13 protein-coding genes are annotated in these 12,926 nt (G+C 67.6%); 5 read left to right on the top strand and 8 right to left on the bottom strand.

Annotation, left to right across the window (positions count from 1 at the left end; translation table 11 throughout):
• Positions 1–36: 36 nt before the first annotated feature.
• The 3 genes from ACQ858_RS04720 to ACQ858_RS04710 are packed head-to-tail and all read right to left on the bottom strand — an operon-like array spanning position 37 to position 3,726.
• On the bottom strand, positions 37–828 hold the full coding sequence (locus ACQ858_RS04720; RefSeq protein WP_431275641.1) for an FAD binding domain-containing protein: 792 nt from the start codon (positions 826–828) through the stop codon (positions 37–39).
• 23 nt (positions 829–851) lie between these two features.
• A complete protein-coding gene (locus ACQ858_RS04715; protein ID WP_431275640.1) occupies positions 852–3,230 on the bottom strand; it encodes a xanthine dehydrogenase family protein molybdopterin-binding subunit in 2,379 nt (792 codons plus the stop codon).
• A 10-nt stretch (positions 3,231–3,240) separates the two neighbouring features.
• Positions 3,241–3,726 carry a (2Fe-2S)-binding protein gene (locus ACQ858_RS04710; protein ID WP_431275639.1) on the bottom strand — a complete coding sequence of 162 codons (486 nt, stop codon included), beginning with the start codon at positions 3,724–3,726 and terminating at the stop codon, positions 3,241–3,243.
• 190 nt (positions 3,727–3,916) lie between these two features.
• Here ACQ858_RS04710 and ACQ858_RS04705 point away from each other — a divergent pair, with 190 nt between their 5' ends.
• From ACQ858_RS04705 to ACQ858_RS04695, 3 genes are all read left to right on the top strand, one after another.
• Positions 3,917–5,038 (top strand): helix-turn-helix domain-containing protein, encoded by a 1,122-nt coding sequence (locus tag ACQ858_RS04705; protein WP_431275638.1) that lies wholly within the window; start codon positions 3,917–3,919, stop codon positions 5,036–5,038.
• Between the two features lie 148 nt (positions 5,039–5,186).
• Positions 5,187–6,347, top strand: a complete 1,161-nt coding sequence (locus ACQ858_RS04700) for an ABC transporter substrate-binding protein (protein WP_431275637.1) — start codon at positions 5,187–5,189, stop codon at positions 6,345–6,347.
• A 65-nt stretch (positions 6,348–6,412) separates the two neighbouring features.
• A complete protein-coding gene (locus ACQ858_RS04695) occupies positions 6,413–6,733 on the top strand; it encodes a thioredoxin family protein (protein ID WP_431275636.1) in 321 nt (106 codons plus the stop codon).
• A 104-nt stretch (positions 6,734–6,837) separates the two neighbouring features.
• On the opposite strand, the gene ACQ858_RS04690 is transcribed toward ACQ858_RS04695, so the two are convergent.
• Positions 6,838–7,209, bottom strand: coding sequence for a nuclear transport factor 2 family protein (locus ACQ858_RS04690; RefSeq protein ID WP_431275635.1), 372 nt, complete (start codon positions 7,207–7,209; stop codon positions 6,838–6,840).
• Between the two features lie 89 nt (positions 7,210–7,298).
• The gene (locus ACQ858_RS04685; RefSeq protein WP_431275634.1) at positions 7,299–8,603 is read right to left on the bottom strand and encodes a D-amino acid dehydrogenase; all 1,305 of its coding nucleotides are present in this window, start codon (positions 8,601–8,603) and stop codon (positions 7,299–7,301) included.
• A gap of 129 nt (positions 8,604–8,732) precedes the next feature.
• Between ACQ858_RS04685 and ACQ858_RS04680 the strand changes: the two genes are divergently transcribed.
• A complete protein-coding gene (locus ACQ858_RS04680; protein WP_431275633.1) occupies positions 8,733–9,200 on the top strand; it encodes a winged helix-turn-helix transcriptional regulator in 468 nt (155 codons plus the stop codon).
• Between the two features lie 99 nt (positions 9,201–9,299).
• Here ACQ858_RS04680 and ACQ858_RS04675 read toward each other — a convergent pair whose 3' ends face one another.
• The 3 genes from ACQ858_RS04675 to ACQ858_RS04665 are packed head-to-tail and all read right to left on the bottom strand — an operon-like array spanning position 9,300 to position 11,682.
• Complete coding sequence (locus tag ACQ858_RS04675) at positions 9,300–10,232, bottom strand: substrate-binding domain-containing protein (RefSeq protein WP_431275632.1); 933 nt, start codon at positions 10,230–10,232, stop codon at positions 9,300–9,302.
• Positions 10,229–10,936 carry a phosphate ABC transporter ATP-binding protein gene (locus ACQ858_RS04670; RefSeq protein ID WP_431275631.1) on the bottom strand — a complete coding sequence of 236 codons (708 nt, stop codon included), beginning with the start codon at positions 10,934–10,936 and terminating at the stop codon, positions 10,229–10,231. Before ACQ858_RS04670 ends, ACQ858_RS04675 begins: the two co-directional genes overlap by 4 nt.
• Complete coding sequence (locus ACQ858_RS04665) at positions 10,933–11,682, bottom strand: ABC transporter permease (RefSeq protein WP_431275630.1); 750 nt, start codon at positions 11,680–11,682, stop codon at positions 10,933–10,935. Before ACQ858_RS04665 ends, ACQ858_RS04670 begins: the two co-directional genes overlap by 4 nt.
• 136 nt (positions 11,683–11,818) lie before the next feature.
• Between ACQ858_RS04665 and ACQ858_RS04660 the strand changes: the two genes are divergently transcribed.
• Positions 11,819–12,919, top strand: a complete 1,101-nt coding sequence (locus ACQ858_RS04660; RefSeq protein ID WP_431275629.1) for a substrate-binding domain-containing protein — start codon at positions 11,819–11,821, stop codon at positions 12,917–12,919.
• Positions 12,920–12,926: the final 7 nt, after the last annotated feature.

The raw sequence follows: 12,926 nt of genomic DNA, 5'->3' as shown, positions 1-12,926 counted from the left end.
AGCCACCTGCCGCGCACAACAAAGCGGCGAACGGCCTTACCCGAGCGCCTTCGCTACGGCCCGCTGGGTCAGCACGCTGATGAGGTTCGCGCGGTACGCGGCCGACGCGTGCAGGTCGGTGTTGAGATCGCTCGAATCGATCTTCACCGAGGCCGCCGACTCCGGCGTGAAGGCCTTGCCGAGCGCCTGCTCGAGCCCCGCGTGCCGGAACACGCCGTTGCCCGCGCCAGTGACCGCCACGCGCACGCCGCTGTCGAATTGCGCGACGAACACGCCCACGAGCGGGAAGTTCGACGCCTTCTGGCGCAGCTTTTCGTAGGCGGCGCGCTTCGGAATCGGGAAGCGGATCGCCTTGATGAGCTCGCCGTCGGTCAGCGCGGTGGTGAAGAGGCCCTGGAAGAAGTCGTCGGCCGCGATCTCGCGCTGCGTGGTGACCACCGTCGCGCCGCTCGCGAGCACCGCGCTCGGATAGCACGCCGCCGGGTCGTTGTTGGCAACCGAGCCGCCGATGGTGCCCATCGCGCGCACCTGCCGGTCGCCGATGTGAGCAGCGAGCCACGCGAGCGCCGGAAAGGCGGCCTTGACGTCGGCGTTGTTCGCGACATCGAGATGCCGCGTCATTGCACCGATCACGAGCGCATCGCCCGACTTGCTGATCCCCGCGAGCTCCTTGATGCCGCTCAGGTCGGCGAGTTGCTCGGGGGCGGAAAGGCGCAGCTTCATCGAGGCCAGCAGCGTCTGGCCGCCGGCGAGCGGCTTGGCGCCGGCCGCCGCGAGCTTGACCGCATCGGCCAGGGTCGTGGGACGTTCGAGAGTGAAGGCGTACATGGTGTTCTGACCTTTTTTCGTATTCAGGGTTGCTTGTGCATCGCTTCCCACACGCGGTAGGGCGATGCCGGCATGTCGAAGTCCTTGACGCCGAGCGGCGCGAGCGCATCGAGCACCGCGTTGATCACCGCGGGCGGCGAACCGATCGCACCCGCCTCGCCGCAGCCCTTGGTGCCCAGCGGGTTATGGGTGCAGGGCGTGCACACGGTATCGAGCTTGAACATCGGGAAGTCGTCGGCGCGCGGCATGGCGTAGTCCATGAAGCTGCCGGTGAGGAGCTGGCCTGTCTCGTTGTCGTAGACGCAGTTCTCCATCAAGGCCTGCCCGATGCCCTGCACGAGGCCGCCCAGGACCTGCCCTTCCACGATCATCGGATTGATGATGGTGCCGAAGTCGTCGACGGCCGTGAAGCGGTCGACCCGCACTTCGCCGGTCTGCTTGTCGATCTCGACCTCGCAGATGTAGGTGCCGCCCGGGAAAGTGAAGTTCGTCGGGTCGTAGAACGCTGTTTCGTTGAGCCCCGGCTCCAGCTTGTCGAGCGGATAGTTGTGCGGCACGTAGGCCGTGAGCGCGACCTGCCCGAAGGGAATCTTCTTGTCGGTGCCCTTGACGGTGAACTCGCCGTTGGCGAATTCGACGTCGGCATCGCTGGCCTCCATCAGATGCGCCGCGATCTTCTTGGCCTTGGTCTCGATCTTGTCGAGCGCCTTCATGATCGCCGCGCCGCCGACCGAGATCGAGCGCGAACCGTAGGTGCCCATGCCGAAAGGTACGCGTCCGGTGTCGCCGTGCACGACGTCCACGTTCTCGACGGGGATGCCCAGGCGCGCGGCCACCACCTGCGCGAAGGTGGTCTCATGGCCCTGTCCGTGGCTGTGCGAGCCGGTGAACACCGTCACGCTGCCGGTCGGATGGACGCGAATCTCGCCGCACTCGAACAGACCCGCGCGCGCCCCGAGCGCACCCGCGATGTTCGACGGCGCGATGCCGCAGGCTTCGATGTAGCTCGAGTAGCCGATGCCGCGCAGCTTGCCCCTGGCCTCGCTCGCCGACTTGCGCTCGCCGAAGCCGGCCACGTCGGCCAGCGTCTTGGCCTTGTCCATGCAGGCATGGAAGTCGCCCGTGTCGTACTGCAGCGCCACTGGCGTCTGGTAGGGGAAGCTGGTGATGAAGTTGCGCTTTCGGATCTCGTCCTGGCCGAGGTTCATCTCCCATGCGCAGCGCGAGACCAGTCGCTCGAGCAGGTAGGTGGCTTCCGGCCGGCCCGCGCCGCGGTAGGCATCGACCGGCGCGGTGTTGGTGAACCACGCATCGACTTCGACGTAGACCTGCGGCGTGGCGTACTGGCCCGCAAGCAGCGTCGCGTAGAGGATGGTCGGTATCGCGGTCGAGAAGGTCGACAGGTAGCCGCCCAGGTTCGCATCGGTATGCACGCGCAGCGCAAGGAACTTGCCGTTGGCATCCATCGCCATCTCGGCGTGGCTCACGTGATCGCGGCCGTGGGCGTCGGAGAGGAAGGATTCGGAACGCTCCGCCGTCCACTTGATGTTGCGGTTGAGCTGCTTCGAGCCCCAGGTCAGGGCCACGTCTTCCGCATAGAGATAGATCTTCGAGCCGAAGCCGCCGCCCACGTCGGGGGCGATCACGCGCACCTTGTGCTCCGGCAGGCCGAGCACGAAGGCCGTCATCAGCAGGCGCTCGACGTGCGGGTTCTGGTTGGAGACGTAGAGCGTGTACTCGTCGTTCGCGCGGTTGTAGCTGCCGATCGCGACGCGCGGTTCGATCGCATTGGGCACGAGGCGGTTGTTGACAAGATCGAGCTTGGTCACATGCGCCGCATTCGCGAATGCCGCATCGACCCCGGCCTTGTCGCCGATCGTCCACTTGTAGCACTGGTTGTCCGGCGCCTGCTCGTGGATCACGACGCCGCTCTGCTTCTTCGCGGCATCGGCCACGCTGACCAGCGCGGGCAGCTCTTCGTAGTCGACCACGATCGCCTCGGCGGCGTTTTTCGCCTGCTCGACCGTCTCGGCCACGACCATGGCGACATGGTCCCCGACGTAGCGCACTTTGCCGATCGCAAGGATCGGATGCGGCGGCTCCTTCATCGGCGTGCCGTCGGGGTTGTTGATGAGCCAGCCGCAGGGCAGGCCGCCCATCTTTCCGTCGATGTCCTTGCCGGTGAAGATGCCGACCACGCCGGGCATCTTGAGCGCGGCCGACGTGTCGATGGACTTGATGTTCGCGTGCGCATGCGGCGAACGCAGGAACACTGCGTGTGCCTGGTTGGCCAGGGTCACGTCGTCGGTGTACTGGCCGGCGCCGGTGAGGAAGCGGTAGTCCTCCTTGCGGCGCAGCGCCTCGCCGATATGCGGCAGGTTGGAGAAGTCGGATGCACCCATGTCGTTCTCCTCAGACGCTGGCCACGGGCTTGCCGGCCATCGCCTCGCCGCCCATCATGACCGCCTTGACGATGTTCTGATAGCCGGTGCAGCGGCAGAGATTGCCGTCGAGCAGTTCGCGGACCTCGGTCTCGCTCGCCTTGGGGTGATGCGTGCACAGGTCGATGGCGCTCATCACCATGCCCGGCGTGCAGAAGCCGCATTGCAGGCCGTGGCACTCCTTGAACGCGGCCTGCATGGGGTGCATGGTGCCGTCGGCCTGGGCCACGCCCTCGATGGTCGTGACCTTCGCACCGGCGACCTGCGCCACCAGCACATTGCAGGACTTCACCGCACGTCCATTGACGTGGACCGTGCACGCGCCGCACTGCGCGGTGTCGCAGCCCACGTGCGTGCCGGTGAGATGGAGGTGCTCCCGGAGCGCCTCGACCAGGAAGGTGTTGGGCGGCGCGTCGACCGTGACCTCGCGGTCGTTGACCGTGAAAGAAACCTGCATGTGGCTGTCTCCGTTGTGAAGGAAAGAGATGGCTGAATTCGGCCACATGAATCTTGGCCGCCGCACCTGACCGGAACCCTAGGCAAAACCCTAGCCGCTTGCGCGTGGCACTTGAAATTCTCAAAATGAAACAGCTTGCCCGCCGGCAACGCCCACGCCCAACAGGTGCCGCCCAGGCCCGAATCACACGATGACCGCATCCCTCTCCTCGCCGCCGCCAGAGCGCTCCATTTCCATCGCCCAGGCACGACGCGAATGGATCGACGGCGAACCCGCCGCCGTGCAAGGCACGCGGGTCGAACCCTGGCTGCGGCGTTCATGGCAGCGCTGCCTCGCGGCCGGGCGGCTGCCCACGGAGCGTGTGAGCTTCGATCCGGTTTCTGCGCAGGCCGCGGCGCGTGTCGCCGATCGCAACCGGGCGCTGGTCTCGGCGGCGCGGCCGGTGATCGAGCGGCTTTCGCGCGCCATCGCCGACACGCGCTACTTCGCGATCCTCACGGATGCGGCCGGCATCGTGGTCGACGTCGGATCGCTGCCGGGCGGCAGCGATCCGGCCGCGCGCCATGCGCAAGACATCGCTCGCATCGGTGTGGACCTGTCGGAGCGCGCGGTCGGCACCACCGCGATCGGCACGGCGCTGGCCGAACACGAGTCGGTGTGGCTGCACCGCGGCGAACATTTCTTCGACGACACCAGCATCTACAGCTGCGCAGGTGCGCCGCTCTTCGGTCCGCGCGGCGAATGCATCGGCATGCTGGACCTGACCGGCGTCCAGGTGGTCGAGCGGCCCGAGCTGCGCCATCTCGCCGCCCTGTCGGCGCGCAGCATCGAGAACGCGCTGCTGCAGGATCATCCGTGCGAGCTGCGGCTGCGCATCGGCTGGCCGGGCTGCGCGCCGGGCGCCGACGCCGAAGGCCTGCTGTGCGTCGACGCGGATGGCTACGTCATCGGCGCGAACGCGGCGGCACGCCACATGCTGCACCAGCCGCTGGGCACGGGGCCCGCGCTGCACTGCAACGACCTCTTCGCGCTGCCGCCGCAGATGCTTTTCGACGCGGCGAAGCGTGGCGATCCGCTGCTCGAAGTGCCGCTGTGGTCCGGCCTGCGCGTACACGTCCGGCCGCAGATCGCGAGCCGCCCTGTCGTGTCATCGCAAGGCGGCGGCCGGCCGCGCCTGCGCGACGTGGAAACCGCGCTGATCCGCAAGGCGGTGGAAGACGCACGCGGCAACGTCGCCGAGGCCGCACGCGCACTGGGCATCAGTCGCGCGACCGTCTATCGCAAGCTCCCCCGCAGCCGGCGCGCTGTCTGATCCGGCCGCCGCCTTCGTGCGGTTTGCCACAGAACGCCGGCCGGGCCGCAGCCCGTTCGGATAGACCTATTTACACTTTGTTGCTATTGTCAATAGTTGCAAAAACTTCTGCGTGCCCCATCGTCGGCATGCTCTGGAGACGTTGACCATGAGTGATTCCAAGGCCCGCGCCTTCGACCCCCCGCCGAAACCGACACGGCGCCAAGTCATCGGCCGGCTGGCCGGAGCCGCCGCCGTCGCCGGCCTCGGACTGCCAGTCTTCGCGCAGGCCAAGACCCTGCGGATCGGCGCCACTTTCGACAACAGCAGCGTCGAGAAGGCCAACGGAACCGGGCTCTTCCTCGGATCGAGCGCCTATTTCAACGCGCTCAACCGCGCTGGCGGCATCAACGGCACGAAGGTCGAGCTGGTCATGGCCGACGACCAGTTCAAGCCCGACATCGCCAAGGCCAACGCCCTCTCCTTCGCGGCGGACAGCTCGACGCTGGCCATCCTGCACCCGCTCGGCACGCGCCAGACGGCGGAGGTCAGCGACGCGGTTCCCGGCATGGCAGTGGTGGGGCCGAACACCGGCACCGTCTCGCTGCGCAAGAAGGCGAATCCGAACACCTTCTGGGTGCGCGCGAACTACGACCAGGAAATCGACAAGCTCATCGCCACGGCAGCCGTGCTGGGCCAGTCGCGCATCGGCATCGTGTATTCGAACGACCCGCTCGGCCAGTCGCTGCTCGCGGGCTACAAGGCCGCGCTGGCGAAAGTCAAGCTCGAACCCGCGGTAGTCGCGAGCACGCCGAGCACCACCAGCATGGATGTCGAGCCGGCCGCGCGCCAGATCGCGGAAGCGAGCCCGCAGATCGTGATCATCGGGCTGGCCGGCACGGCGCCGGCCTTCGTGCGTGCGCTGCGGGCGGCGGGCGGCAAGAGCAGTGCGTACGGGCTGTCGATCACGGCCGGGTCGCTCAGCGCGATGGGCGACCTCGCGCACGGACTGGGCTTCGCGATGGTGGTGCCGTCGCCGTATGCGACCAAGTTCGAGATCGTGCGGCGCTACCAGGCCGACATGATCGCCAACGGCAGCAAGGAGTTCTCGCTGCCGAGCCTGGAGGGCTACATGGATGCCGCCGTGCTGGCCGAAGGCCTGCGCCGCGCCGGTCCGGCGCCGACGCGCGCGGCCGTGATCGCGGGGCTGGAACGCATCGAGGCCTTCGACCTCGGCGGCGTGAAGATCAACTTCGGCAAGACCAACCGCGAAGGCAACCAGTTCGTGGACGTGGCGGTGGTCAGCACCAACGGAAGGCTGATCAGCTGATTCGCACCCGGCGGGCCGCCGGCCTCGGTCGAGCGCGATTCGAGGCGCTCAAGCAGAATCGCGCGATGAGTTCCTACGCCACAGAACAACCTTCCCGCGCCGAGGTCGACGCGATGTCCGGCCTCACGGTGGTCGAGTTCGGCGCCAACTGGTGCGGCATCTGCAAGGCCGCCCAGCCGGTGATCAGCGAGGCGTTGCGCGATGCGCAGCACCTGCGCCACCTCAAGGTCGAGGACGCCAGTGGGCGACCGCTCGGCCGATCCTTCCACGTCAAGCTCTGGCCGACGCTGGTCTTCATGCGCGACGGCGTGGAAGTCGGCCGCGTGGTGCGGCCCGGCAACGCCGCGGACATCCGCCGCGAGCTCGAACAAGCGGCGAAGCCGTAGCCGTAGATCCAGAAACCCCGCGGAACCGGCTTCGCCGGGCCGCCGGGGTTGCCCCCGGAGAGGGGTGCCCGAGCCACACGCAGTGGGCGAGGCTGGGGGCGAACTCAGTGCGGCACCTTGTCCAGGAAGCCGGTGACCGTTTGCAGCTTGCCCGCTTCGAGCTGCACGAAGTCCGTGCCTTCGATCAGATCCTCGGCGCCGCTCGGCCCGAGCGTCCACGAGAAGCGAAGTTGATCGCCATGCCCGTCCACGCGACCCTTGAGCGCGAAGCGGAACCCCGGGTAACGCTGGTGGACACCGCCGACGAGCGCGTTGATCTGAGTGCGGCCGCTGGCCTCTGCAATCGGATCGACGTAGCGCGCGTCGTCGGTCCAGTGCGTTTCGAGCAGCTTCAGGCGACGGCCCTCGTCGGTCTCGTTCCAGACGGCGATGTATTGCTCGGCGAGCCGGACGGCATCGGGGGTGGCGGCGTTCATGGCGAATCCTTTCGGTGTTCAACACCCGCAACGGCGCGGGGTGAACGAATGGTCGCCGCGAGGCCGCCGCCGGTCGATGACGCGGGAGGTTATGCGGGCACGCCCGCCGGCCGCGCGATGCGCCGCCCGCCGGATGCCGGCGCGAGGTAGCGATCGACCGAAAGGCCGTCGGTGCGGATGTCGGGACGGCGGCCCATCACCTGATCGGCGACCACCCTGCCCGAGCCGCAGGCCATGGTCCATCCCAGCGTGCCGTGGCCGGTGTTGAGGAACAGGTTGGTGTACGGCGTGGCGCCGATGATCGGCGTACTGTCGGGCGTCATCGGGCGCAAGCCGGTCCAGAAGTCGGCGCGCGCCAGGTCACCGCCGGGGAACAGATCGGTCACGACGCGCTCGAGCGTCTCGCGGCGACGCGGGTTCAGCCGCAGGTCGAAGCCGCCGAGCTCGGCCATGCCGCCGACGCGGATGCGGTCGTCGAAACGGGTGACCGCGACCTTGTAGGTTTCGTCGAGCACCGTGGATTGCGGCGCCAGTGCGGGATCGACCAATGGCACGGTCAGCGAATAGCCCTTGACCGGATACACCGGGATGTCCAGCCCCAGCGGCGCGATGAAATCGCGCGAGTAGCTGCCGAAGGCCAGCACGAAGCGGTCGGCGGTGAGCACCTCTCCACCGGCCAGACGCACGCCGGTGATGCGGCCGCCTTCGGTGACGAGACGCTCGACCGATCGATCGAAATGGAAATGAACGCCGAGCCCGCGCGCCACCTCGGCCAGGCCCTTGGTGAACATGTTGCAGTCGCCGGTTTCGTCGTTCGGCAGGCGCAGGCCGCCGGCGAGCAGATCGCCGGTGCGCGCCAGCGCCGGTTCGACGGACGCGAGCTGCTCGCGACTGAGCAGCTGATACGGGACGCCGCATTCTTCGAGCACGGCCACATCGCGCTGCACCGCATCGAGCTGTGCCTGCGTGCGGAAGAGCTGCAGCGTGCCCTGGGTGCGGTGCTCATAGCGCACGCCGGTTTCGGCGCGCAGTTGCCGCAGGCAATCGCGGCTGTATTCGGCCACGCGCATCATTCGTTCCTTGTTGACGGCGTAGCGGTCGGGCGAGCAGTTCTTGAGCATCGCCCCCATCCAGCGCAACTGGAACAGCGTGCCGTCCGGACGGATCGACAGCGGTGCGTGCTTCTGGAACATCCACTTGAGCGCCTTGAACGGAATGCCCGGCGCGGCCCACGGCGTTGAATAGCCAGGCGAGACCTGCCCGGCATTGGCGAAGCTGGTTTCCTGCGCGGCGCCGCTCTGGCGGTCGAGCACGGTCACTTCGGCGCCAGCCTTGGCGAGGTAGTACGCGGTCGTGACACCGATGACGCCGCCACCCAGAACAATCACTTTCATCGCAAAACCCATCCGATTCAGGAAATGAGCTAAGCGTATCTCTCACATTGCCATAAACTTCGCTGAAATCAGTCGCCATGACAGTTGTTTTCGCTGATATTTGGCCGCTTTTGGGCCCGAAGGAGTGAAATGATCGAGCTCGATCGAACGGACCGGAAAATCCTCGACATCCTCCAGCGCCAGGGGCGCATTTCGATGACCGATCTGGCCGAGCAGATCGGCCTCTCGACCTCGCCTTGCTCCGAGCGCGTGCGCCGCATGGAGCGCGAAGGCGTCATCACCGGCTACTACGCGCGCGTCGACCCGCAGGCCCTCGGCAAGACGCTGCTGGTCTTCGTCGAAGTCACGCTCTCGTCCAAGTCGGGCGACGTGTTCGACAAGGTGCGCAAGGAACTGATGCACGTGCCGGAGGTCATGGAATGCCACCTCGTGTCCGGCGGCTTCGACTACCTGATCAAGGCACGCCTGCGCGCGATGAGCGATTACCGCAACCTGCTCGGAGATCTGCTCAAAAAGCTCCCCGTCAGCGCCGAATCACGCAGCTATGTCGTGATGGAAGAGGTCAAGGAAAGCCTCTACCTGCCCGTGGACAGGTAGCTCGCCCCCAGCCTCGCCCACTGCGTGTGGCTCTGCACCCCCTTCCGGGGGCAACCCCAGCGGCCCGGCAAAGCCGGTTCCGCGGGGTTTCTGGTTCACTCATTTGCCTGCGGCGTTGGGGAAGAAGAGCTGTTCGCCGGCGATCTTGTACGAGGCGATCGTCGACTGACCCGCGGGCGAAATCACCCAATCCACGAATTTCTGCGCCCCTGCGCTGTTGAGCTGCGGGAATTTGGCCGGGCTGACGACCATCACGCCGTACTGGTTGAAGAGGCGCTTGTCACCCTCCACCAGGACCGCGAGATCGGCGCGGTTCTTGAAACTCAGCCAGGTACCACGGTCGGCCAGCAGGTAGGCGCCGGTCGAAGCCGCGATGTTGAGCGCCGGGCCCATGCCACAGCCGCATTCCTTGTAGCCCGCGCCCTTCCTCTCGCCCGGCACCGGCTGGCCGGCTTCGGCGAGGCCCGTCTGCGTCCACAGGCGGCGCTCGGCGGCGTCGGTGCCGCTCTTGTCGCCGCGCGACACGAAGGGCGCGTTGGCGGCGGCGACCTTCCTGAGCGCGGCGACGATGTCGCGGCCCTTCGTGCCGGCCGGATCGTCCTTCGGCCCGATGAGCACGAAGTCGTTGTACATGACCGGGAAGCGCTTGGCCGCAAAGCCTTCCGCGACGAACTTCTCTTCGGCTGCGGTGTCGTGGACGAAGAGCACGTCCGCATCACCGCGCTTGGCCATATCGATCGCCTGACCGGTGCCGACCGCGACCACCTTCACGTCGATGCCGGTGGCCTGCTTGAACGCCGGCAGCAGATGGCCGAACAGGCCGGACTGCTCGGTCGAAGTGGTCGAGGCCATGGTGATGGTTTCGGCGCTCGCGGACGGCGCCGCCGCCGAAAGAACGATCGCGCCCGACGCGATCAACGCATGCAGACCGGCGCGGCCAAGCCGGGGAATCCCGTGGAACCGGCTTTGGCGGGCCGCCGGAATGGCCCCCGGAGAGGGCGAGCGCCGAAGGCGCATGAGGGTGAGTGTCACAGAGCTTCTCCTTTGACGAACAGACGTGCTTCACGGGGCAGAGGCCCGTTGAAGAAATCGTGGACCGGCAGGTCGGCGAGCAGCTGGCCGTGCTCGAGATAGATGACACGGCTCGCGAGGCGCTTGACCTGCCCGAGGTTGTGGCTGGCGAACACCAGCGTGCGGCCGTGCGCCGCATCGGCGATGAGCGCTTCGACATCGCGCTTGGCGGTCGGGTCGAGGCTCGCGGTGGGTTCGTCGAGCAGCAGCACGTCCGGCTGCAGCACCCAGGCGCGGGCCAGCGCCATCCGTTGCTGCTGGCCGCCCGACAGCGTGCGGGCGTTGCGGTCCACGAGATCGGCGAGGCCGACGCGCGCGAGCGCCACCATGGCCTCGCGCTGCGCATTGCGCCACGGCGCACCGTGCAGCCAGAGCGCGAGCGCGACGTTGTTGCGCACGCTCGCGCGCAGCATGTGCGGCCGCTGGAACAGCATCGCCTGCCGGCGACGCCGCACGCGGCTGACGAAAGCACCCCGGGAGTGCGGCACCAGCCCGTGCAACACCCGCAGCAGGGTGCTCTTTCCGCTGCCGTTCGCGCCGATCAGCGCGACGCGCTCGCCTGCGTGGATCGACAGCGTGGCTCCGGACAGGGCCAGCACGCGCCCGAACCGCACGTCGACGTCGTGCAGGCTGAAGAGCGGCTCGGCGTTGGCGAACCCGCTCACGATGCCACCTCCAGATGGCGTCTGACCGCCGGATCGGCCACCGCGCCATCGACGCGCTCGCGCCAGCTGCGCACCGCCGCGATCACCAGGTTGAGCACCAGCACCACCCCCAGGAGGACGAAGCCGAGCGCGAGCGCCAGCGGCAGATCGCCCTTGCTGGTCTCGAGGGCGATGGCGGTGGTCATCACGCGCGTGAAGCCGTCGATGTTGCCGCCGACGATCATCACCGCGCCGACTTCCGACACCGCACGGCCGAAGGCGGCGATCACGACCGTGACCAGCGCATAGCGCTCGTCCGCCACGAGCAGCAGCGCACGCGCGAAGGGGCTGGCGCCGAGCGACCGCAGCTGTTCGCCGTGCGCGCGATCGGCATCCTCGATCGTCTGCCGCGTCAGTGCGGTGACGACCGGCAGGACGAGGATCGTCTGCGCCAGCACCATCGCCTTGAAGCTGAACAGCCAGCCCAGGAAGCCCAGGGGCCCCGAGCGCGAAAGGAGTAGGTAGATCAGCAGACCGACCACCACCGAAGGCAGCGCGAGCAGCGTGTTGAGCAGGATCAGGAGCAGCGGGCGTCCCGCAAAACGCACGACCGCGATCCAGGCGCCGAGCACCAGACCCAGGCCGCAGGCGAGCGCGCACGCCGTCGCACTGACCGCCAGCGACCGGCCGACGATCGCCAGCAACACCGGGTCGCCCGAAGCGAGGAGCTGGCCTGCGGCGGAGACGCTGTCTGAGAAGGTGTTCATTCGTGAGGGAGAGCAAAACGCGGGGCAGTGTGGAGCAAATTGCCACCGCGGCTTATGCAATCACTTTCATAAGTTCCGGAATGCGTCTGGAATGCATTTGCATAATCCCCCGGGCTCCTGCTTCCAGCCGCCCACCGTGCACCATATAGAACTCTCCTACGCCATCGCGCCACGCAGAAGCGGCCGAACGCTGATCCGCAACCCGCTCATGGAACTGCTGCACGCGGTGCGCGAACACGGCTCCATCTCGTCGGCGGCGCGCGCGCTGGGCTTTTCGTATCGGCACGTCTGGGGCGAACTCCGGCGCTGGGAAGATGTGCTCGGCCACGCGCTGGTCACGGGCGAGCAGGGTCGCTCGGCGCAGCTCTCGGAGTTCGGCGACAAGCTGCTGTGGGCCGAGCGGCAGGCCCAGGCGCGGCTCGCCCCGCAGATCGAGGCGCTGCACGCCGATCTTGAACGCGCGTTCGCGCTTGCCTTCGACGACAGCACGCACGTGCTGAGCCTGCATGCGAGCCACGACGACGCGCTGGTCCTCCTTCGCGGCCACGCGGCAGCCACCGCGCGCCTGCAGCTCGACATCCGCTTCACCGGCAGCGTCGATGCGATCAGTGCGTTGAACCAGGGGCGCTGCGTGATGGCCGGCTTTCACACGCTGGAGCATTCGCCCAACGGCTCGCTCGCCCAGCGCACCTACAAGCCGCTGCTGAAGCCCGGCCTGCACAAGCTGATCGGCTTTGCGCGGCGCACGCAGGGACTGATCGTCGCGGCCGGCAATCCGCTGGGATTGCGCCATCTGAGCGACGTGGCCGAGCGACAGGTGCGCTACGTGAACCGGCCGCTCGGCACCGGCACGCGTGTGCTGTTCGACGAACTGCTGGAACGCGACGGGCGTGGCGCGGACGCGATCGCCGGCTACGCGCGCAACGAGCCTTCGCACACCGCGGTCGCCCACGCGATCGCATCGGGTCAGGCGGACGCAGGTCTCGGCATCGAATCCGCCGCACGCGCCCTGGGCCTGGGCTTCGTGCCGCTGGTGCATGAGCGATACCACCTCGCCTGCCTCAAGTCCGCGCTGGACCAGCCGGCGATCCAGGCCCTCTTGACCCTGCTGCGCGGCAAGGCCCGGCAGCATCAGCTCGGCACCCTGCCGGGCTACGAGAACGCGGACAGCGGCAACGTGCAGTCGCTGAGCCGACTCTTGCCATGGTGGAGCTTCAAAACGAAGAAGCCGGGCTGAGGATGGC

Origin of the sequence: Variovorax ureilyticus (assembly GCF_050632185.1) — a bacterium.
Lineage (GTDB): Bacteria > Pseudomonadota > Gammaproteobacteria > Burkholderiales > Burkholderiaceae_C > Variovorax > Variovorax ureilyticus_A.
The sequence above is the reverse complement of the archived record's forward strand: the minus strand, read 5'-3'. Positions and strand labels throughout refer to the sequence as shown.

Coding starts and splice junctions, on each gene's coding strand:
- ACQ858_RS04665 (WP_431275630.1), bottom strand. CDS start 11,682: ATGAACACCTTCTCAGACAGCGTCTCCGCCGCAGGCCAGCTCCTCGCT.
- ACQ858_RS04700 (WP_431275637.1), top strand. CDS start 5,187: ATGAGTGATTCCAAGGCCCGCGCCTTCGACCCCCCGCCGAAACCGACA.
- ACQ858_RS04685 (WP_431275634.1), bottom strand. CDS start 8,603: ATGAAAGTGATTGTTCTGGGTGGCGGCGTCATCGGTGTCACGACCGCG.
- ACQ858_RS04715 (WP_431275640.1), bottom strand. CDS start 3,230: ATGGGTGCATCCGACTTCTCCAACCTGCCGCATATCGGCGAGGCGCTG.
- ACQ858_RS04705 (WP_431275638.1), top strand. CDS start 3,917: ATGACCGCATCCCTCTCCTCGCCGCCGCCAGAGCGCTCCATTTCCATC.
- ACQ858_RS04710 (WP_431275639.1), bottom strand. CDS start 3,726: ATGCAGGTTTCTTTCACGGTCAACGACCGCGAGGTCACGGTCGACGCG.
- ACQ858_RS04690 (WP_431275635.1), bottom strand. CDS start 7,209: ATGAACGCCGCCACCCCCGATGCCGTCCGGCTCGCCGAGCAATACATC.
- ACQ858_RS04695 (WP_431275636.1), top strand. CDS start 6,413: ATGAGTTCCTACGCCACAGAACAACCTTCCCGCGCCGAGGTCGACGCG.
- ACQ858_RS04720 (WP_431275641.1), bottom strand. CDS start 828: ATGTACGCCTTCACTCTCGAACGTCCCACGACCCTGGCCGATGCGGTC.
- ACQ858_RS04680 (WP_431275633.1), top strand. CDS start 8,733: ATGATCGAGCTCGATCGAACGGACCGGAAAATCCTCGACATCCTCCAG.